16 protein-coding genes are annotated in these 21,092 nt (G+C 62.9%); 10 read left to right on the top strand and 6 right to left on the bottom strand.

Annotated elements, in window-relative coordinates; all coding sequences use genetic code 11:
• Window positions 1–431 precede the first annotated feature (431 nt).
• Window positions 432–2,663 carry an NADP-dependent isocitrate dehydrogenase gene (locus tag LQV39_RS14410; RefSeq protein WP_230026822.1) on the top strand — a complete coding sequence of 744 codons (2,232 nt, stop codon included), beginning with the start codon at window positions 432–434 and terminating at the stop codon, window positions 2,661–2,663.
• Between the two features lie 119 nt (window positions 2,664–2,782).
• Here LQV39_RS14410 and LQV39_RS14415 read toward each other — a convergent pair whose 3' ends face one another.
• The gene (locus tag LQV39_RS14415; RefSeq protein ID WP_230026823.1) at window positions 2,783–4,483 is read right to left on the bottom strand and encodes a tyrosinase family protein; all 1,701 of its coding nucleotides are present in this window, start codon (window positions 4,481–4,483) and stop codon (window positions 2,783–2,785) included.
• 213 nt (window positions 4,484–4,696) lie between these two features.
• Here LQV39_RS14415 and LQV39_RS14420 point away from each other — a divergent pair, with 213 nt between their 5' ends.
• On the top strand, window positions 4,697–5,302 hold the full coding sequence (locus tag LQV39_RS14420) for an MOSC domain-containing protein (protein ID WP_230026824.1): 606 nt from the start codon (window positions 4,697–4,699) through the stop codon (window positions 5,300–5,302).
• Here the strand turns inward: LQV39_RS14420 and tssG are convergent.
• Genes tssG through tssE form a run of 3 tightly spaced genes read right to left on the bottom strand, consistent with a single transcriptional unit; the run spans window position 5,299 to window position 8,667 of the window.
• A complete protein-coding gene (tssG, locus tag LQV39_RS14425) occupies window positions 5,299–6,360 on the bottom strand; it encodes a type VI secretion system baseplate subunit TssG (protein ID WP_230026825.1) in 1,062 nt (353 codons plus the stop codon). The genes LQV39_RS14420 and tssG overlap by 4 nt on opposite strands.
• On the bottom strand, window positions 6,324–8,165 hold the full coding sequence (tssF, locus tag LQV39_RS14430; protein ID WP_230027067.1) for a type VI secretion system baseplate subunit TssF: 1,842 nt from the start codon (window positions 8,163–8,165) through the stop codon (window positions 6,324–6,326). Before tssF ends, tssG begins: the two co-directional genes overlap by 37 nt.
• Window position 8,166: 1 nt before the next feature.
• The gene (tssE, locus tag LQV39_RS14435; RefSeq protein ID WP_230026826.1) at window positions 8,167–8,667 is read right to left on the bottom strand and encodes a type VI secretion system baseplate subunit TssE; all 501 of its coding nucleotides are present in this window, start codon (window positions 8,665–8,667) and stop codon (window positions 8,167–8,169) included.
• Between the two features lie 172 nt (window positions 8,668–8,839).
• Between tssE and tssK the strand changes: the two genes are divergently transcribed.
• From tssK to LQV39_RS14460, 5 genes are read left to right on the top strand one after another with little or no spacing between them, the layout of a single operon-like run.
• Window positions 8,840–10,180, top strand: coding sequence for a type VI secretion system baseplate subunit TssK (gene tssK, locus LQV39_RS14440; protein ID WP_230026827.1), 1,341 nt, complete (start codon window positions 8,840–8,842; stop codon window positions 10,178–10,180).
• 1 nt (window position 10,181) lies between these two features.
• Complete coding sequence (locus LQV39_RS14445; protein WP_230026828.1) at window positions 10,182–12,938, top strand: type VI secretion system Vgr family protein; 2,757 nt, start codon at window positions 10,182–10,184, stop codon at window positions 12,936–12,938.
• 7 nt (window positions 12,939–12,945) lie between these two features.
• On the top strand, window positions 12,946–14,154 hold the full coding sequence (locus LQV39_RS14450) for a hypothetical protein (protein WP_230026829.1): 1,209 nt from the start codon (window positions 12,946–12,948) through the stop codon (window positions 14,152–14,154).
• A complete protein-coding gene (locus tag LQV39_RS14455) occupies window positions 14,138–14,569 on the top strand; it encodes a hypothetical protein (protein ID WP_230026830.1) in 432 nt (143 codons plus the stop codon). The genes LQV39_RS14450 and LQV39_RS14455 overlap by 17 nt, the downstream gene beginning before the upstream one ends.
• A complete protein-coding gene (locus LQV39_RS14460) occupies window positions 14,566–15,669 on the top strand; it encodes a hypothetical protein (RefSeq protein ID WP_230026831.1) in 1,104 nt (367 codons plus the stop codon). The genes LQV39_RS14455 and LQV39_RS14460 overlap by 4 nt, the downstream gene beginning before the upstream one ends.
• A 75-nt stretch (window positions 15,670–15,744) precedes the next feature.
• Here the strand turns inward: LQV39_RS14460 and LQV39_RS14465 are convergent, their stop codons facing one another.
• Complete coding sequence (locus LQV39_RS14465; RefSeq protein WP_230026832.1) at window positions 15,745–16,080, bottom strand: hypothetical protein; 336 nt, start codon at window positions 16,078–16,080, stop codon at window positions 15,745–15,747.
• 156 nt (window positions 16,081–16,236) lie between these two features.
• Between LQV39_RS14465 and LQV39_RS14470 the strand changes: the two genes are divergently transcribed.
• Together LQV39_RS14470 and LQV39_RS14475 are read left to right on the top strand one after the other, a co-directional pair.
• On the top strand, window positions 16,237–16,500 hold the full coding sequence (locus tag LQV39_RS14470) for a PAAR domain-containing protein (RefSeq protein ID WP_230026833.1): 264 nt from the start codon (window positions 16,237–16,239) through the stop codon (window positions 16,498–16,500).
• Between the two features lie 29 nt (window positions 16,501–16,529).
• Window positions 16,530–17,912, top strand: coding sequence for a hypothetical protein (locus LQV39_RS14475; protein WP_230026834.1), 1,383 nt, complete (start codon window positions 16,530–16,532; stop codon window positions 17,910–17,912).
• Here LQV39_RS14475 and LQV39_RS14480 read toward each other — a convergent pair.
• A complete protein-coding gene (locus LQV39_RS14480) occupies window positions 17,909–20,521 on the bottom strand; it encodes a type VI secretion system Vgr family protein (RefSeq protein WP_230026835.1) in 2,613 nt (870 codons plus the stop codon). The genes LQV39_RS14475 and LQV39_RS14480 overlap by 4 nt on opposite strands.
• Window positions 20,522–20,678: 157 nt before the next feature.
• Between LQV39_RS14480 and LQV39_RS14485 the strand changes: the two genes are divergently transcribed.
• Window positions 20,679–21,092 (top strand): hypothetical protein, encoded by a 414-nt coding sequence (locus LQV39_RS14485; protein WP_230026836.1) that lies wholly within the window; start codon window positions 20,679–20,681, stop codon window positions 21,090–21,092.

Here is a 21,092-nt window from a genome sequence, read left to right on the forward strand (position 1 = left end):
GCGGGGGTGACATGCCTGCACCGCCGCCCCCACCGCCGCCGCAGGCAGCGAACAGGGCGCCGAGCACGCCGGATAGCAAAAACGACAAGGGCAAACGCCTGCGCCAGGACCGCATGTGACCCTCCGGATTGGTTGCCAGACTCGTGTTGTCGCAGGATGCGCCGGGTGCGCGGGCTGTGGCGCGCGATTGGCTCGCGGCGCGAAAAAGTGGTGTCCGCCCGAAAAGCGGTGCATAATATGGCGCTTGTCTTCTGTCTTATATAAGACTTGGCCGCGCGACAAGTTTCAGGGTGCGGCGAAAAGCGCCAAGCTTCGGGTTAGATCGGTTAGGATCACCGCTTGAACAGTGGGCACAGACCCGCGAGCCAGGACAGTCGATGTCATTTTAGTATTAGTTTCCCTTACCTTCGCGAACACCGAGGAAAAAGCGTATGAGCAGCGATCCGACCATCATCTATACCCTAACCGACGAGGCGCCCCTGCTGGCTACCCACGCCTTCCTGCCCGTCGTCAGCACGTTCACCAAACCTGCTGGTATCCGTATCCAGGAAAGCGACATTTCGGTCGCCGCCCGTATCCTGGCCCAGTTTCCCGAGCGCCTGACGGCCGAGCAGCGTGTGCCTGACACCCTGAGCGAGCTGGGCAAGAAAACCCTCGAAGCGGACGCCAACATCATCAAGCTGCCGAACATCAGCGCTTCGGTGGGCCAGCTGGTCAACGCCATCAAGGAACTGCAGGGCAAGGGCTACAACCTGCCCGACTACCCGGCCGATCCCAAGACCGACGAAGAAAAAGAAATCAAGGCACGCTACGGCAAGTGCATCGGCTCGTCCGTGAATCCGGTCCTGCGCGAAGGTAACTCCGACCGCCGCGCACCCAAGGCCGTCAAGGAATACGCACGCAAGAACCCGCACTCGATGGGCGAATGGTCGCCGGCCTCGCGCACCCACGTGTCGCACATGACCGGTGGCGACTTCTACCACGGCGAAAAGTCGATGACCCTGGACAAGGCGCGCGACGTCAAGATGGAACTGCTGACCAAGAGCGGCCAGACCCTGGTGCTGAAGCAGAAGGTGGCGCTGCAGGACGGCGAGATCATCGACTCGATGTTCATGAGCCGCAAGGCCCTGCTGGATTTCTACGAGAAGCAGATCGAAGACGCGCACAAGACCGGCGTGATGTTCTCGCTGCACGTCAAGGCGACCATGATGAAGGTCTCGCACCCGATCGTGTTCGGCCACGCGGTGCGCACCTTCTACAAGGACGCCTTCGAGAAGCACGGCGCGCTGTTCGACAGCCTGGGCGTGAACGTCAACAACGGCATGGCCGACCTGTACAACAAGATCGCCACCCTGCCGGATTCGCAACGCGAAGAAATCGTCCGCGACATCCACGCCTGCCAGGAACACCGTCCGGCGCTGGCCATGGTCGACTCGGCCAAGGGCATCACCAACTTCCACTCGCCGAACGACGTGATCGTCGACGCGTCGATGCCGGCCATGATCCGCGCCGGCGGCAAGATGTACGGCGCCGATGGCCGCCTGAAGGAAGTCAAGGCCGTCATTCCGGAATCGACCTTCGCCCGTATCTACCAGGAGATCATCAACTTCTGCAAATGGCACGGCGCCTTCGATCCGAAGACCATGGGCACCGTCCCGAACGTGGGCCTGATGGCCCAGCAGGCCGAGGAATACGGTTCGCACGACAAGACCTTCGAGATCCCGGAAGACGGCATCGCCAACATCACCGACCTCGCCACCGGCGAAGTGCTGATGAGCCAGAACGTCGAGAAGGGCGACATCTGGCGCATGTGCCAGGTGAAGGATGCGCCGATCCGCGACTGGGTCAAGCTGGCCGTCACCCGCGCCCGCAACTCGGGCATGCCGGCCGTGTTCTGGCTGGACCCGTACCGTCCGCACGAGAATGAAGTGATCAAGAAGGTCAAGACCTACCTGAAGGATCACGACACCACCGGCCTGGACATCCAGATCATGTCGCAGGTGCGCGCGATGCGCTACACCCTGGAGCGCGTGGCCCGCGGCCTGGACACCATTTCGGTGACCGGCAACATCCTGCGCGACTACCTGACCGACCTGTTCCCGATCCTGGAACTGGGCACCAGCGCCAAGATGCTGTCGATCGTTCCGCTGATGGCGGGCGGCGGCATGTACGAAACCGGCGCCGGCGGCTCGGCGCCGAAGCACGTGCAGCAGCTGGTCGAAGAGAACCACCTGCGCTGGGATTCGCTGGGCGAGTTCCTGGCGCTGGCCGTCAGCCTGGAAGACCTGGGCCTGAAGACCGGTTCGGCCAAGGCCAAGATCCTGGCCCAGACCCTGGACGCCGCCACCGGCAAGCTGCTGGACAACCGCAAGTCGCCGTCGCCGAAGACCGGTGAACTCGACAACCGCGGCAGCCAGTTCTACCTGTCGCTGTTCTGGGCCCAGGAACTGGCCGCGCAAACCGAGGACGCCGAACTGGCAGCCTACTTCGCGCCGCTGGCCAAGAACCTGGCCGAGAACGAGCAGAAGATCGTTTCGGAACTGCTGGAAATCCAGGGCAAGGCTGTCGACATCGGTGGTTACTACCAGCCGGACAACGCCAAGGTGAAAGCCGTGATGCGTCCGAGCGCGACCTTCAATCAGGCGCTGGCTTCGCTGGCATAAGCCACTAGCGTTAAAACCGTCGTCCCCGCGCAGGCGGGGATCCAAGTTTGCAAGCGTTTCGATAGCGCAAACAGAACTTGGGTCCCCGCCTTCGCGGGGACGACGTTTTTTATCCGGCCTCAGTAAGTCTCCACACTCACCGCCAGCAGCTCCACCGGATTGTCCATCCCCATCCCATGGTGCCCCATCATGGCGTGCATCGGCAGCACGCGCAGGCGCAGCGCACCGTCCGCGGCGAGGGCCTGGGCCGCGCCTGCCTGGCCCAGCTTGTCGCCAAGCGGCAGCGCATACGACAGCGCCCCGCAGGCGCCGTGGCCGCCGATCATGGTGATGGTCGCCAGGTAGAAGGGACTGCCCGGCTCGACCTGCGACGGATCCTCCGGGCCGTTGAGGATCACCACAAAGGCGTCGTGGACCATCTCCGCGAAGTTCAGCGTGATGTTGGCCACCAGCGTGGTTCCCGCCGCCGCGGCCTGTCCGATGACACTGGATGGCAGCTGGACCGTCGCACTGGCCGGCCGGGTGCCGAGCACCTGGCGGCTCTGCACCTTGCCGGTATAGACGCGCCGCGCCGCCAGCCTGGGGCGCGGCTGGCTGCCGGCGCGCCGCACCACGTCCTCGCCGGTGCCGGGCTCGTAGTCGTAGCCGAAAGCGTCGGTCCAGATGTAATCCTCGGCGCGGGTCTTGCTGACCGGCCTGCCCTGGGCGTCGACGAAGAACAGGATCGGTTCGCGCGCCCAGCGGTAGTAATCGGTGTTCTTCTCTTCCGCCGATTTCTGGTCGTCCGGCAGGTCGGTGCGCAGCTCCGCGCCGCCGGGCAGCGCCGGCAGGCCGAGCAGCTGCTGTTTGCGGGTCCAGACGTCCCACAGGCGGTCCAGGTTCGCATGGTGCAGGAAGAAGATCGGGTCGACCGGCGACAGGAAGTTGGTCATGAAGCCCTGGGCATCCATGAAATTGCAGTCGCGCGAACCGACGCAGCGGTGGATCGAATTGTGCGGCCGGCCCTCGATGATGCTGAAGCCGGACATGGTGTGGTGGTTCGCGCTTTTGAGGCTGCCGAAGGTCTGGAAGTCGGGCGCGGCCAGGGCGGCGTCGATCGTCGCTTTCGACACCGCGTCGATGGTGGCGCTTGATAAGGCCGGCTGTTCGCGCCGGATCCCGCGTGCGCGCGACTGCTCGTAGAACAGCGGGCCGGAGGGATCGCCGACGATGTCGAACATGATGTCGTCGGCAAAGCGGAATTTGCGGATCAGGAGCTGCCCGTAGCGGGAATTGCGGTTGAATACACCGTCCGGCGAGCTCCAGTAATCCGAGTTCACGAGCGCGGTCTTGAGGCGGTTTTCGAATTCCTGGGCATTCGGTATGTAGGCAGGGTGGTTCGGATCGAGCACGTCGTTGAACATGCCGCTGGGGACCTTCTGCTCCGCGGTCCAGTCCCAGTAGGGCAGCGCGAACTGCGGATCGCCGCTCAGCTCGCGGCAGATCTGCTCGAACCAGCCCAGGTAGCCGCGGTGCCAGGGCAGCAGCCACCAGTTCCCGTGCGGGCAGTCGAGCGTATGCACGATGGCATGGCGATACCAGTTGCGTGGATCCTCGGGCGGCAGCGCCAGCATGGCGCGCACGGCGCGGGCATAGCTTTCCAGCATGCGCGCGCCCATCTTCGAGCCGGAGGCATTGTAGCGGCGGTAGCGCGCCGGTTTCGCCGTGGTTTGCCCGAACGAGGAGGCGAGCGGCAGCATGCCGGCGCCGAGGGTAAGACCTGCGGTTTTGAGGATGGTGCGGCGGGACGGACTGAACGCATGGTGTGCTTGTCGAATCATGGCGTGCTCTCCGAATGAGATATGCTCGGCGTGCATCCAGGAAAGATGCAGACCCATCGGGCATACCCATTCAGACTAGCTCGTCTGTTTCTGCTGTCGCTGGCATGGCGCAAGCGAACTCATCGCGGGTAGACTTCTCTCATGGATATTGGATATGTAGAGGCGCTGGGGATCCGGCCCCCCCGGACGGACAGGTCGATCGCGGTCGATGCCATGCAAGCGCTGGACGGTACAGGCGTAGCTGGAGACCGCCACGCCGATCCGCTGTCGCCGCGCCAGGTGCTGCTGGCCAGCGCCGCCATCTACACCGACCTGACCCTGCCGGCGCACGCGCTGGCCGAGAACCTGCTGCTCGATCTCGATACCTCGTCGCTAAGCTCCGGCACGGTGCTGGAGATCGGCGACGCGGTCCGCCTGCGCCTGATGTTCCAGTGCGAAGCCTGCGGCTACCTCGATGCGTACAAGGCCGGCGTGGCGGCGCGGATCGGCAGGCGCCGCGGCGTGCTGGCGCGCGTGCTGGCCGGCGGCGTCATCCACCCCGGCGACCGCATCCGCGACCTGGGCCGGCAGCTGCCCGCCTGGTCAGATGACTGGCGAGAGCGGGTTGCGCAGGTCTTGTGCGCGCTGCCGGACGGGATGGTTCTCACTTATGCCCAGCTGGCGCGCCTGGCCGGGGTGCAGTCGACCTATTGCCGCGCCTTCCCGCGCCTGGTCAAAAGCCTGGGCCATGCAGGCACGGCGGTCTCGAGCCAGGCGGCAGCAGGTCTGCAAACCTGGGACGGCAGCGGCCTGTTCGACGACAAGGCCGGCGCCGCCTAGAGCGCGTGCAGCTCGTAGCGCACGTCGCGCCGGTCCTGCGCCTGCGTGCCCTCGACCAGGTAGGCGTCCCAACCGAGGCGGCCAATATTGCAGCCCTCTTTCATGGTCACCGCGCGCACGTCGGCCGCGCGCAGCACCAGTTCCACTTCGTATTCGAGCGTCACGCCGGTGAACAGGGTCAGGAGCGCATGCAGTGCGCGCGCCGCCAGGCCGCCGGGCAGAAAGGCGTCGAAGCTGGCGCGGTCCAGCGGGCCGATCACGAGGCGCAGGCGCAGGTCGCGCTGCCACACGCGCACGCCCGTCATCGCGCCCGCGCCGAGGATGGCGCTGGCTTCGCCGAGGGTGGTCTGCTGCGCCGGCGGCACGTCGTACCACTGGCCGACGAACTGCTCGGCCGCCACCGGCTGGCCGAAGTATTCACTCAGCACGCGCGCGATCTGGGCGCTGGATGCCGGCCGGTGCCGGATCGCGGCGGCGAAGTAGCCGATCGATTCGTCCAGCACCTCGCCGTTCTTCCCTTGCGCGAGGCGCCGGCGCAGTCCCGCATTGCCGAAGCCGGCCAGGCCGAGCAGCAGCGGCAGGAAGCTGTCCTTGCCCTCGAGCTGGTATTTGAAGGGCAGGCGGTACTTGCGCCAGGCCTCGTAGAACAGGGCCAGCGAGCGGTTCGAAAAGGTGTCGAGGAAGGCGCGCGGGCCTTCGTCCTTGTGGCGCACCTCGTGCTCGGCGATGCGTTCGTTGTAGTGGGCCGGCAGCACGCCGCTGCAGCCCAGCAGGCCCATGAAGGCGGGCGTGACGTGCACGTAGCGCAGGCCTTCGTCGTCGCGGGTTTCGCTGGCGATGGCTTCGAGCTGGCTGGCCGGGAATCGGTGCGAGATCGAATTCCGGAAGCGCAGCACATTGACCACCGGATCGCCGGCCGCCGGCTCCAGCCGCGACGGGCCGTGGCGCCGGAGCCAGAGCTCGAGCAGGCGCACCGCCTGGAAGTATTCGAAGCGCCAGGGTTCCTTGAACAGGCGCTCGATTACAGCAGGCTCGAATCGCCGCTTCTTGGCGAACATGCGAGTAGCTCCTCTCCGGTCTTGTGCGAGACGATGGTCAGCTTGGTAAAACTGTTGGCATGCACGTAGAGGGCCAGGAAGCGTTCGACCAGGTGGGCAAAGGCGTGGATGCCGCTGCCGATGAAGGCTTCCTCGTCGATGGTCAAGCGCACCTCGACCCCGCGCACCAGGCAGGTGAAGGGATTCCCCGGCAGCCAGGCGCTGGCAGCTTTCTGTTCGATGCCGACAATGCCGGCGATCTGGCGCTGCGAGGAGGCCGAACGCGGCAGGTCATATAAAGCCAGCATTTCGCGGAAGGCGTCGATGCCGTCCGCCGTCAGGGACAGGTGGTTCAGCGACAGGTGCGAAATCAAACGCCAGTGGGTGCCGCGCCCATGCTCGAAGCGCCAGGAAGGCGTCGGCTTGCGCAGGAAGCTGACCGTTTTCACGCTGGAGCCGCCTTCGAGGAACAGGTCGCCGCCACTCTGGCCGTAGGCGAGCTGGGACGGCAGGTCGCGGTTGGTGCAGGTGAGCTCGAGGTTCAGCGTGTCCGTCTCCACCGCGGCCGGATCGAAGTCGACGTCGACGATCGTGATCTGGGTTTCGAAACCGGGGCTCTTGTCGATCAGGGTCTCGTCGCGCCGCATGGCCCAGTAATGGCCGCTGCTCTCCGGCGCCTGCGCATGTTTGAGCGAATAGAAGGGCTGATAGGCGATGATGGTTTCGCCCTGCGGCGTCTGGCGCACCAGCGAGACCGAATCGATCGCCTGCACCTCGTAGGCGAAGGCACGGCGCGCATCGGCCAGCACCGGATAGCTGGCGCTGGTATGGGTCAGGCGGATCGGATCGCCCCTGGTGCGGAACAGGTTCACGACCGGCGTACAGCCGAGCAGCAGGTTGTTCGTCGACAGCGTCTCCAGCATGCGCGCCGTGTTCGAGTCCGCGCGCAGGCCGCTCAGGGCCAGGTGCAGGGTCAGCGACCTGGTCCCCGGCGGCAGGCTGGCGGCAAGCAGGGGGAGGTCGATGTCGAAGAAATTGAATTTTTCGGGGAAGCAGAAGTACTCGGTCAGCAACCGGTAGGCCGGATGCGAACGGGCCGGGAAATCGATCAGCGCATCTTCGTCGTCGAAGCCGGCGGTGTGCAGCGGGACCGCATCCAGCGGCACCCAGCGCCCGCTGCGCTCGCCCTCGACCCAGGCGGCGGCGGTACGCATGAACAGCGCATCGCGCAGGGCCGCGCAGAACGAGGGTTCGCCGTCGATGAACATGCGCAGCCGCGGCAGCTGCAGCTGGCCGGGCGCCTGCTCGCCGGTGGCGGCGATCGTGAGCTTCAGGCCGGCGCCGGCGCCGCCCGGCAGGCGCACCGCTTCCGGGCAGCGGATGATGGCGGAAAAGGACGCCTCGGTGAGCGCCAGCGGCGCCACGCTGACCGGGTACACGGTGCGGAAGGTACAGGCCGCGCCGCGCACCGGCCGCGTGTTCAGCTGGGTGCCGCGCGGGATGGTGCTGGCGCCGCTCTGTTGCTTGGCGGCGCTGGCCACGTCCATGTGCGCGATCGAGCACGAGGGGAAGGGCCGCAGGTAGTGCGGATACAGCACCTCGAACAGCGCCTCGGTGAACTCGGGATAGTCATCGTCGAGGCGCTTGGCGATGCGCGAATTCAGCAGCGCGAAAGACTCGATCATGCGCTCGATGTGCGGGTCTTCGCATACCTCGCCGCTGATCAGGAGGCGGCCGGCGATCTTCGGATAGCGCTCGGCGAAGTCGCGCAGGTTGCGGCGCAGGTAGCCCAGCTCGCGTTCGTAGTAGGGCAGCAGCTGCTCCACCTCAGGCACCCGCCGGTGCCGCTGCCGCGCGTCCCGCCTTGCTGATGCTGTACTGGAGGGTCGAGCGCTGCAAGACGGCGTCGAAGTTGACCGGCTCCTGCGAGCTGCTGGCCACCAGCAGCGCCGTGATCGAGAAATTCAGGCGGTTCACGGCGCCCTCCCGGATCTCGAGCGAGGCCTTCACATTGCGCAGGCGCGGCTCATGGCGCCCGATCACCTTTTCCAGGCAGGCGCAGATGTGGGCGCGGTCGGCGGGGCTGGACAGCGAGCGGTCGGCGAAGTCGCTGAGGCCATAGTTCAGGATCGAGCGGCTGCATTCCGGGTAGTCCTTGAGCAGCTCCTCGTCGATCACGGCGCGGGTATTCAGCAGGGCCTCGAGGTCGCGCGCCACCGCGTCCTTCAGGTCGTCGGCCGAGATCCGCGAGACGGTGGCGCCGCCGGCGGCGTGACGCGCCGGTATGCCGAGCAGGCGGTCGAATAAACCAGGCGTGAACCCTTTCATCGGCATCCCTCCCGTGATCGAGCGGAAAGTCTTACATAGACGGCAGCGAAAAAATAGTTCAGTTGGTCCTGCGCTACCAAAACATTGACCGGGAGCAAGATCCATCGGGGTTCCGATAAAAAGAACGCCACGAAAAAGCTATGGTGGAGGACTCGACAGGAGGGAGGGCGACATGAACAGCAAGGTACTTTGGGGCGAGGGCCTGCTGCTGCGTCCGCAGCACTTCCAGCGCCAGGACCAATACCACGAGCACCGCCTGCACAAGAGCATAGCCGCGGTGCATCCGTATGCATGGGGCGTGGAGCGCCTGGAGATCGACCGCGACGCCCTATCCAGCAACGTGCTGCGCATCCTCGCGCTGTCGCTGCGCTTCCAGGACGGCGAACTGGTCGACGCTCCCGGACCGGACGAGCTGCCGCCCACGGTCGACCTGGGCCAACTGCAACCGCCGCAGCAGAGCGTGACGTATTATGCCGCCCTGCCCGGATTGAAGCCGTTCAGCGGCAACTTCGCCCAGCCCGGCCAGGACAGCAACACGGCGCGCTTCGTGCAGGCCAACCAGGAGACGCCCGACCTCTATACCCAGGCCTCGCCGGCGCACCTGGCCTACCTGAAGAAGACCGTGCGCCTGGTGGCCGAATCCGAACCGCGCGACGCCTATACCTGCTTCCCGCTGCTGCGCCTGCGCCGCGCCGCCACCGGCGGCTTCGAGCTCGATCCGGTTTTCGTGCCGCCCAGCCTGTCGGTGGGATCGGCGCCGCTGCTGTTTTTGCAGCTGCGCCGCCTGCTGGACGCGTTGCAGGCCAAGGTCAGCGCCCTGTACGGCCACCACCGCGAGCCGAGCCGCAACGTGATCGAGTTCCGCTCCGGCGACATGTCCTCGTTCTGGCTGCTGCACACGGCCAGCAGCGCCTGTGCGGCGCTGACGCACTACCTGCACCACCCCGATCTGCATCCGGAGCGCCTGTACGAACAGCTGCTCGCCACCGCCGGCGCCCTGATGACCTTCTCGAAAAGCTGGACCCTGGCGGACCTGCCGCCCTACCAGCACAGCGACCCGGGGCCGGCCTTTTTGAAAGTCCACCAGATCATCCGCGAGCTGCTCGACACCGTGATCTCGTCGAAGTACTTCGCCATCGTGCTGAACGAGGTGCGGCCCAGCTACCACCACGGCATGCTCGACTCGGGAAAAATCGACGACAAGACCACCTTCTACATCGCGGTATCGGCCGACATCCCGGCGCTGGAGCTGGTCGACACGGTGCCGCTGCGCTTCAAGGTCGGCGCCCCGGACGACGTCGAGAAGTGCGTGCTGTCCGCCCTGCCCGGCGTGCGCCTGCAGTACGCGCCGCAGCTGCCCGCCGCGGTGCCGGTGCGGCCCGACACCTGCTACTTCGTGCTCGACGCGAAGGGGCAGATGTACGAGCGCATGCTGCAGGCGCAGTCGGTGGCGATCTACGTGCCGTCGGGGATGAAGGAGCTCAAGCTCGAACTGCTGGCGGTGGCGGCCTGAGATGGGGAACATCTTCGGCGAAGGACTGAGCCAGCACGCGCGGCTCATCACCTTGACGAGCGCCCAGGACAGCGCGCTGCCCGAGGCGCTGGTGGTGGAGCGCTTCACGGGCTTCGAGGGCGTCAATGCGTTGTTCCGCTTCGAGATCGATGCGCTGAGCGTGTCGACGGATCTCGACCTGTCTATCTTCATCGGCGAGGAACTGGGCATCGGCCTGCTGCAGCCGGACGGCAGCCGGCGCGCCTGGCATGGCCTGTGCACCCAGGCGTCCTGGCTGGGCGCGGATGGCGGCGTGGCGCGCTACCGCCTGCTGCTGGAGCCGGCTTTATCTCTGCTGGCGCTGCGCCGCGACAGCTACATCTTCCAGGACAAGAACGCGCGCGACATCGTCACCGAGCTGCTGATGGATTATCCGCAGCTTCGCTTCGACTTCGATGTGAGCCTGCCCTTGCCGGCGCGTCCCATCTGCACGCAGTATCGCGAGAGCGACCTGGCCTTCTTCATGCGCGTGCTGGCGTCCGAAGGGCTGAGCTGGCGCTTCGAGCATGGGGACGATGGTCATCGTTTGCTCATCTTCGACGGTCGCGCAGTGGCGCCGGCGACGCCGGGCTGCGCCACGATCCGTTATCACGGCGTACGCGCCACCGAATCCGACGATGCGATCGATATGTTTGGCGCCCGTCGCCACATCGCTGCGAATGGCGTCAGCATCAGCAGCTGGGAGCCGGCGCAGCTGATGGCGCCCGGCGCGGAGCAGCAATCGCAGCTGGATGCGGGCGAGCTGCCGGCATTGGCGATCCATGACGGCAGCGGGGAGCGTATCGCATCAAGCAGCGAGGCCGCCAACCTCCACAGCCAGCTGATGCTGCAGGCGCTGGAACTCGACAACAAACGCTTCGAAGGCGCGGGCGCGGTGCGCCGGCTGGCGGCGGGCCACGTGTTCACGCTGGTCCAGCACGAGCGCTATCCCGAGGGCGAGAACGGTTTTGTTGTGTTGTGGGTGCGGCATGAAGGGCGGAATAACCTGCAGGCGGCGGGGATTGCCGGTGCTTCTGGTCTTGCAGACGACATCTATCGGAATAGCTTCGCCTGCGTACGCGACACCGTTCCCATCGTCCCCACCGGAATCGCGGCGCCCCAGCCCTGCACCGCGCCCGGACCGCAGACGGCATTGGTGGTCGGCCTGCCCGATGCGGTGGCGACCACCACGCGCGACCATCAGGTAAGGATCCAGTTTCCCTGGCAGCGCGGGCGCAACCCGAACCCCGGCGGCATCGCCCACAACAGCGACGGCGAAGGCGGCGCGCCGGGCGACGACCGGTCCGGTACCTGGGTGCGCGTGGCCGAAGCGCTGGCGGGCCCGAACTGGGGCACGCAGTTCACGCCGCGCATCGGCACCGAGGTGCTGGTCGACTTCATCGAGGGCGACATCGACCGCCCGGTCATCGTCGCCCAGCTCTACACGGGAGTGGACCCGCCGCCCTTCGCGGCCGGCGTCGACGCCGGGGTCGATCACGCGGGCGTGCTGTCCGGCATCCACACGCATAGCTTCGACCGCGGCGGCTGGAACCAGTGGCAGATCGACGACACCCAGGGCCAGCTGCGCATGCGCCTCGCCACCAGTAGCGCGGCCACACAGCTGAACCTTGGCTACCTGGTCGACCAGCCGCCTGGGTCGGCGCAGCGCGGGCTTTATCGCGGCAGCGGCTTCGAGCTGCGCACCGACGCCTGGGCGGTGCTGCGCGGCGGCGAGGGCGTGCTGCTGTCGACCAGTGCGCGGGCCGCGGCGGTATCGACGCAGATGGATGTGGCCGAGGCGCTGTCGATGTTCAAGGGCGCGCGGGCGCTGAACGATGCGATGGCGGGGGCGGCTTCGCAGCAGCAGGCTTTGTTCAGTGCTGCGGCGGCGAAGGCGCAGGCCGGGTTGATTGAACAGATCGACCCGCAGGTTCAGGGCCGGTATTCGGGTGCGGTAGGCGGCCAGGTGGCTTTGAAACCTGTCGGAGCTGGGCGTGAGCCGGACGCCGCGCAGCCTGTGGAAAAGTTCGGATCGGCGCTCGTGCTGATGGATTCGGCCGCCAGCATCAACTGGGCGACGCCGGCATCGACCGTGATCTACGCCGGCCGGCAGCTGCACTGGACCACGCAGTCGGACCTGCACATGACGGCGGCGCATACGGTGTCGTCCGTTGCCGGTGGTGCCGCAGGCTTCTTCGCGCATGGCGGCGGGATCCAGGCCATTGCCGGGAATGGACCGGTGTCGCTGCAGGCGCATACGGACCAACTGGAGATTCTGGCGGACGGGGCGGTGACGGTCATTTCGGTCAACGACAGCATCGAGATCAAGGCCAAGGAGAAGATCGTGCTGCAGGCGGGGCAGGCGGCGGTCACTTTGCAGGGTGGGGATATTACGTTTGCCTGTCCGGGGAATTTTAGTGTGAAGGGTGGGCAGCATTTGTTTGAAGGTGGGAGCAACAAAGCTGCAAACCTGATGAATTTGCCCGGCGATCTTAGTGAGGAAGCAAAACACTGGATCGCCCTGCACTACCTCGATCCTGAGACGAATGAAGGTATTGCGGAAGCCGAGTACGAGATTCATTTTGCAGGTGGACCAGTGCTGACTGGAACTTTGGACAAGAACGGTAAAGCGCGCCACGAGAACGTGCTGAACAAGCCCGTGAAGAAGGTTCTGTACAAGGCGCGCCAGCCCATCCGTCCCCAAACAACTCCCAAGCTCGAAGACATCCTCAAAGGATAACTTTGACATGACCGATATCGCAACGACGCCCATGGTGGATGCGCTGGCGTGGGCAACCAACGACACCAGCAAGGCAAAGGAACCGAGCTCGAACCCTTTCGTATGGCTTTGGGAAGCCCTCGAAGGGGACTTCAACGATGAACGATCCACTGCACAGATCATGTTTGACGCGGCGGTCTCGATGATTCCGCTGGTGGATCAGTTGTGTGACGTGCGCGACCTGATTGCGAATATCAAAAAGCTCGTTCATGACGCCAAGGATGTGTGGAACTGGGTCGCCTTGGTGTTGACCCTCATCGGCTTGTTTCCGACCCTTGGCTCACTGGTCAAAGGCGTTCTCAAGATCTTTTTCGCCTTTATCCGGCACAAAGGCGGAGAGGCTGCGGTCAAGGCTGTGGACAGTGCCATGACGTGGGTGGTGACGTTCCTCCGAAAGAGAGAGGTGCAACGTTATCTCAGCCTGCACAAAGTCGATGAAGTGTTCAAGTGGTTGGCGAATGAAATCAGGACGGTACGCGCCAGGGTCAATGTCGGAGAGCTTATCCGTGCCTTTGATAGAGGCATCGATGTCATTCAAGGACTCGTCAGCAAGGTCGAATATGTGCCCGTCATCAGCGGCAAAGCGGTCGGCATGCTCAAGCAGGTGAAAGAAATTCGAATGATGGCGGACCGGAAGCTGGGGGAGGCAGTCAAGCCAGTGCAGGATTTGCTGGATATCGTCATCGCAAGACTAGAGCTGCAAGTATTAGCGAAGCAAAAAGGTATCGTAAATGTTTCGAACATTCACTACCGCGGGGTTTTGCCGGAGGCGGCGGCGGTGGCGTTGATGCGGAAGCACAAACCAAGCTGGCTGAGTAAGGAAGGCGAGGAGTTCTTCAGCGGCCTCGATGATGACGAAATTCGTAACGAAGTCAAAAGAGCAAGTGCAAAGGTCGACTCTGCCGGACGTCGGATTCCCCATGAGGATAGGTTCCCCTTTTTATCTGACCAAAGCATTCGTTCATTCAATACGCTGGTAAAACAAAAAATAAAAGGCCCTGCTCGTTTATACAGAATTATTGCTCCAAATAGTCGAGCTATGAGCGAGTGCTGGGTTACCGAAGAGGTATTTAAAAAAACTCCAAAGTGCCCAAGATCCAAAAGCGGCGTGGAGGAAATATCTGGCGGTCTGGCCGGACTGGAATCTGGATGGCCAGTTTGTGGTTTACGACATTAAGCCAGGTGAGACGTTAAATGTGTGGCGAGGGAAAGCTGCGAGTCAAAAAAAGAATTCGCTTACTGGACATTTTCTCAGAGGTGGCGAAGAGCAGATCGTATTTAATGTGGAAAGAAAAGATGTGCGCAATGACAAGGTTTTATATTACGAAATAGAATCAGGAAAATCGGGTGCTCTTGGCGACCCGATCACGCAGGAACAAGTTAACGCCCTTAAGGAAAAGATGACGTCTGAGCAGGTAAGAGATTTTGACTCGACCCATCTCTGCATTCGAGAAAAGATAAATCACCCTAATATTAGTGGGCCGTTCGACACTGGTTGGGGATATACAGAATTCGATGGAGAAGGACTTCCTTTAAAAATTGGTTTGCCAAATCTTCCGGGTCAAACTACAGCACTCAAAGGTGGAATATGATATTCAGCGTAGAACTGACGTCCTGGCGAAAAAAACAAGCAGCGATGCTGTTGTATTACTCATCGTTGGAATATTTGATTACGCTGCATAAGCTTGTCACTGATCTTATCAATGGTGATGTCGAGGCGATTTTGGAGAGAGCGCAAATTCAGAGGCGCGATAAACTATTGGTAGATAAACGCTGGGGCGTCAGAAACACTTCAAAAAACTGGTCGAACTATGCATGGCCATATCTGAAAGATCTTCAAATTTCGTTGGCGAAAAACATTGCGGAACGAGAAGCTGGTGTCTACGGTATGACCGCAGTAAGCGAATATTTATACGCATTGCAGCAGTTTTCATTAGACTGGATGACTCCTGCGGAAGAGGAAATTTTAAATACTGCAACTCAAAATATTAGCTACTGGGCGACACCCTTAGATAAAACTATGGCTGATTTCATGTCATCTAGCTGGAATGATTTTGGGTTTGCATATCGCTATCCTGATTACGTTACTCAATTCGATACTATTTCAAAATTTCATGTTAATACTGACATTATTGTTTCGACCGATGTTATTCCAGAAAAAACTGGCATATATGTATCGAAAGATGACCCGCATGCCGCTCTGCAGTTTGCATGGGCAGGAAAAGAGGGACGCAAACTACGTGAAGCTAATACTTTCAACGAACTCGGACTTGATGCATTGGCAGCCGTTGGCAGGAAAGACCTTTGGTTTAACGAACAAAAAATGTTCGATTTCGCTACGACATCGAAGTATGCAAAGCTGCTGCATGATGACGTGATATGGGAGAACGGCTCTCATCCTGATCTCGCACCATCAGCCGTTGCCCGCCAGGCTTTTACAAAGCGGCCCTCTGAGTGGTATCTGGTCGAGCCCATCGAGGGCGAGTTCGAGAAATTGGCTGATCTCGACATTGTGGAAACTGTCGAGAACGGGCCAAGGATTGCTGGTGGCGAGAAATGTACTGAACCCGGATTCTACTTCGCACCATCCAGACTAGATTCACGTCGATATTTTTCGAGAGGCGATACGGCGCCGAGTTTCGATACGCAATACGGGGCGACGATTTGGCAGTGGGATATGCAACAACAATGAAGGCGGGCCCAAGTTATCTGCGAATAGTCGGCTGGCAGCGTCCGCCAGCCGTCACGCTAATTCATTGATAACTTTTCAATCGGTCTTCGTCAACTCAACACCATCAACATTCATCTTCCACGCATCACCCTCACGATGCGGCGGCTTGCTGACCACAAAGGTCGTTTTCATCGGCCCAACCCCAACCTCAAAGTTGTCGCCAACAAAACCTTGAAGAGGAGCGTTAATCGAAGTCGTCCCGCCATCCTTCACGCGCTTGTACTTGACAGAGCCGTCTTGAGCAATCAACAAGTACATTTTCTTGTCCTGCCATTCGCCTACATAAGCGGATTTCTCTTTTGGGACGGATTTACTGCAACCCATCAGAGAACTGAGTAAGGCAAGAAGAACCAGCAACTTTAGATTGTTCATGCATAAGCTCCTTTCGAACGTTGCCGCAAGTGGCGAAGCGTCACGATACCGCGCCATGAAAGGAGAAATTTGCGCCAAGTCATATCAGTTACGCCAAGTCACTATTAAATATTCAAACTTGGAGAGCAGCTTTTGTTATCTATGTATGGAGTTTTCATGGCAGGATCATTAATAAGGCTCGGCGACAAACTATCGCACGGCGGCAGCGTCATCGAAGCCTCGCCGCACAACGATATCGATGGCGTCGGCATTGCCCGCATCGGCGACAAGGCCAGCTGCTCGAAACACGGCACCGTGACAATCGTCAGCGGTGACGCCACCCTGATCGTCGACGGCAAACCCGCCGCGCGTGACGGTGACAAGACATCCTGCGGCGCTGTGCTGATCGCGGGACAGCAAACAACCATCGATAAGGTGTAAATGCTTCCATGCCGACAGACTCTGCCCTGATGATCAATGATCGCTGGATGCCCAACTGGCTCAAGTTTGGCTTCGTTGCTGCGTTCGTCTTTTTCACCTGCTGGGGTGGCGCGATCTCCTATTGGCGAGCGCCCGGCCATAATCCGACAGCGGGCGATCTGACCTTATATCTGCTCGGTTTGCCATCGGCTTTGGTGCTCATGTTCTTCGTCGGCTACAAATTGATTACCCAGCGCAAAGCCGCTGAAGCGCGCGCGACAGCACCCACCAGCGCAAAGGCAAATCCAGACTTATCCCGAGTTTCCTCATTGGCGATCATGGCCGCGTCTCTGCGTCTTCCGCACGGGACGTCGCCCGAGGAGCTGGCCACGGCCATTGCGAATGACAAGGCGAGGGCCGATCTCGATAAAGAGTTGGTCGACGATGATGGTTTCCCCATCCTGAGTGTCCGTAGCAGCGAGGCGCAGGATGAGGTCTTGCGGGAAGAGATTACCGACTGGCTGGCCCTCAATGGAATGGCCGAGGTGTGGTTCAGCGATGAGCAATGGCGTGCCCTGACCCTGGCCAGTGCGGTAACTGGCGAGCTTGCGTCGCAGGCTGCGGGCTTTTTACTGCCTCAGGCTAAAAGTCCACTCGTGCTGGAGTTGGTGCCGGTACTGCCTGTCGAATGGAATGCCGCGCATCGCCACGCAGCCACCGCATGGCTCAAGCAACTTGCCGCCCAATGCGGCTGGCCGGCAAACCAGATTATCGTGCCGAAGGATCTGGCCGATTCAGGCGCGCTGACGCCGTCGGCAATTTTCACTGCCCTGGCAAACATGGCCGGGGTAAGTAACACACCGACGATGACGATGGTCGTGGCGTGTGCGTCGACGATTGGCGATGAAACCGTGTCGCGATGGCTCGCGGGTAATGCATTGTTTACCTCCTCCCAACCACGCGGCCAGATTCCCGGTGAAGGCGCTGCAGGCGTGCTGGTAACGGACTCGCAGTTTGCCCAGTCGATCGAAGGCGCGGCGTTTGCAAAACTGGAGGCAATCGAGGAGGGCCGCCACGACAACGCGGTCGACGAAAGCCGCCGCATCGATGCAAGCTTGCTGGGAAATCTCGTGGAAGCGTCTCTCAAGCGCGCGGACATGAGCTCCGTAAAGGTTGATATGGTCATCGCCGACACTGGCCTGCGCTCGAACCGCGTACAGGAGTTGATGGGGCAGGTAACGGCCACCATGTCCCACCTGGACGGCAAGGAAGACGTGCTGCGCGTGGGTGCTGCCTGCGGTACTTGCGGCGCCGTACCCTTCGTCACTTCGCTCGCATTGGGGCGGCATTACGTTCTCGAGCGCGATACGAAGGTGCTCTGTATCGGCAACGAGGATGCATTCGCGCGCTGCGTCATGGTGATGCGGGCCTAACTCGCACTCCCATCCTTCGGCCCCGCCAACTCCCTCATGCCCGCCTTGAATTCCACCTTCCCCGGCGCATGCAGCATGATGTCCCCACCCTGCAGCTTCAGGCAGGCGCCCTGCGCCGTCAGCAGCACATGCTGCTTGCCCACCACCCGCACGCCGGCGGCGACGCTGGCCACGGCGATGCCCTTGTCGGCGGTCAGGCGCGTTTCCCCTGCCTGGCTCTGGCTACTGAGCTTCCCGCTAGCCGCGTGCATGCGGATGCCGGTCTCCTGATTCGGCTTGTCCTTTGCACTCGCTTTCCCATACGTGAACAGGCCGATCCCCGCCACCGCCGCGCGATAGCTGTTGCCCTGGGCGGCAAAATTGATGTCCTGCCCGGCGCAGATCGCCGTGGTGGCGCCGGCCGCCAGCACCGCATCCGCCGGCGTCACGGCGACGATGCCGAGAGGGCTGGACAGTTGCAGCTGCGGCGCCGGCCAGGCAGTGGTGCCGCTGATCGCATCAGCACTGTCCTGCATCCCGGCGATGGCCTTCGATTCCCCTGCAAGCACCGCATTGTGCTTCTGCGCCGTCGCGGCCAGGCTCTCTTGCAGCTGGCGCGCGGCGTCGATCTGCGCCAACGCCTCGCGCGCCGCCATGTGCGCGCCGCCGGCCGCGCGGTCCGTCGACAGCAGCATGCCCTGTCCGGCGCGCATGGCCAGCGCATGCGCTGTTTTCAGTTCCGCGCCAAAGCCGACCGCCTGCATGCGCTGGTTGTCTACCTGATGCCGCAGGTGGCCGAGGTTCAGTTCCGCCGTGCCCTGGTGGGCGCCGGCGTGCCGCTGCAGGGCCACGCGCGCCTGGCCGGGACTGTCGTCGAACACCAGCTGGCTGTAGGCGCCGGTACCCAGTTGGCTGGCCTGCATTGCCTGGCTTTTCAGGCCGGACAGCACGGCGGCATGCCCGTGCGCGCCGGCTTCGCCCGGGAACCATGCCGGCGCATTGCCGGTCGCCGGTCCGGCGCCGTGGTGGCGGGTGTTGTGCTGGGCGTCGCGGGCGCCGGCGCCGTTGTAGAGCGCCCCGATGATGACGGGACGGTCGATGTCGCCCTCCAGGAAGTCGACCAGCACCTCCTGGCCAACCCGCGGCAGCGCGTGGCTGCCCCAGTTGGCGCCGGCGATGGACGCCAGCGGCGTGGCGACGCGGACCCAGGTGCCGGCGCTGTCGTCGCCCGGCGCGCCTGAGTGCCCGTCGGGGCTCGGGTGAGACAGGCGGCTGTGGCTGTCGATGCCGCTCTGCCAGTGGAACTGCACTTTGATGCGGTGGTCGCGGTCGGTGTGCACCACCGATCCTGCCGGCCCGACCACGATGGCGGTCTGCTGGCCGCGGATGGTGGGCCGCGGATGGAGGGTGCAATCGGCGCGATACGGGATGTTGTGACGGATGGCGTCGATGCGGTTGCGGTACAGCGGACGCTCGCCTGGCCGGCTAGGGATCTCCATGTCGGCTGCCATGGGAGGCGCACCAAGACCCGAGGCGATGCGCGCCTTCATCTCCGCACTCAGGTTGTTGTGCATGAGGTGGCACGCACGGATGACGACAAAGCTGCGCGCATCCTCGTCTTCCCTGTCGTGCACCGCGTGATCCGACAGCGTGAACGTGGTTCCCGGCGCCAGGGTGCGCACGGTGCCGGCGCCCGTAAACACTTCGCGGCGCGCTTCGAGGGATTCCAGCTGGCGGTCCGCCAGGCGCTGGCCATGGCTGCGGCTCGGGTAGGCGTAGGGGCGCGGCAGGTCGCGGATCGCCATCTCCGGTCCCGCCCCGTGCACGGAGGCCGATGATACCGGGCGCCGGTCCAGCGTCCGGTAATCCCAGCTGGACAGAGAAATGGCATTGGTTTGCAGCTTCAGCTCGCAGCGCCAGCGGTCCATGCTGTCTTCTTTCATGACGGCGCCAGGCTGGGTGTAGCGCACGCTTGCCTGCGTCCCGGGCTGGAAGGCGCCGTTGTGGTCGGCGATGACCATGCGGTGGCTGCCGAGGTCCGGACTTTCGGCATCGCCCTCGTGCTCGAAGTAGTAAAACAGCCCTTCTTCGCGCATCAGGCGCTCGACGAAAGCCAGATCGCTTTCCTGGTATTGCGTGGCCAGGCTGCGCTTCGGGTAGCTGCCCGGATCGGCCAGGTCGAAGCGCCAGTCCGGCGCCAGCCGTCCGCGCCCCTGCCAGGTTTTGAAAACGGCGTCGATGATGTCGGGGACGCTCAAGTCCTGGAAGATGCAGCTGTCGCGCGTATGGGCCAGGAAGGCGCTCCAGGGGCGCAGGGTCAGCGTGTAGCGCGCCATGCCGCCATTGGCGCCGTTCAGCTCCACCGCCGTCAGCAAGCCGTGGAAGGCGCGCAGCCTGCCGTCGCCGGACGTCAGCAGTTCGAGCAGCGCCGGTTGGCCCACCAAGCTGCGCAAGCCGATACCGGCATCCAGCGACAGCGCGCTGATCGTGAACGCATAGGTGTCGGTGATGGCTTCCTCGCCACGGACACATTCGGCCAGCAGCCGGTCCGGGCCGAGCGGCGTGTGCAGGCGCAGCAGCCGGGTGGCCTGGGTGAAGTCGGAAAAGAGGGAGGGGGTTTGTTCGGGCATGGGCAAGTCCCTGGCGGCAACCACAGCATTTGATGCCAGATCCCCTGCTCGACCATTGACAGCCCGCAACAACTAAAACAATGGCCTATCCAACAAACATTGCATCAATGCAACTTGCGAACTACACTGCTGTGATACCCACGAAGGAGGCATGGCCATGGACATCACCCTGCAAACCCGTAAAACAGTCGAGGCTCTCACACTCGCAGACCTGGACACCTTTTCGATCTGGGAGCAGGACGAGAGCGAGATTCGTCCGCTGGAACGCAACACGATCCCGCGCGATGCGGTGTCGCTCTCGGTGGCCGCCGATTTCACCACGGCCGACGGCACGCCCTTCGTCGGCGTCGTCGCCCTCTCGACCGATGAGGAAATCGAGTTCGGCGGCGCCGGGCTGCTCAGCAACGGCGCCTACATCTACGCGGCGCACGGCGAAAAGACGCCGCTACGCTACAAGACCAGCACTGCCAGCGAGCTCGGAAAGCCGCCCGCCGGCATCTATCCGCTGCGTTTTACGCTACGCGCCCTTTTAGAAGGCGAAGCGGCGCCCCGCAGCGGCATTTTTGCTTGA

This window comes from Massilia sp. Bi118, from assembly GCF_918697865.1.
Taxonomy (GTDB): Bacteria; Pseudomonadota; Gammaproteobacteria; order Burkholderiales; family Burkholderiaceae_D; genus Telluria.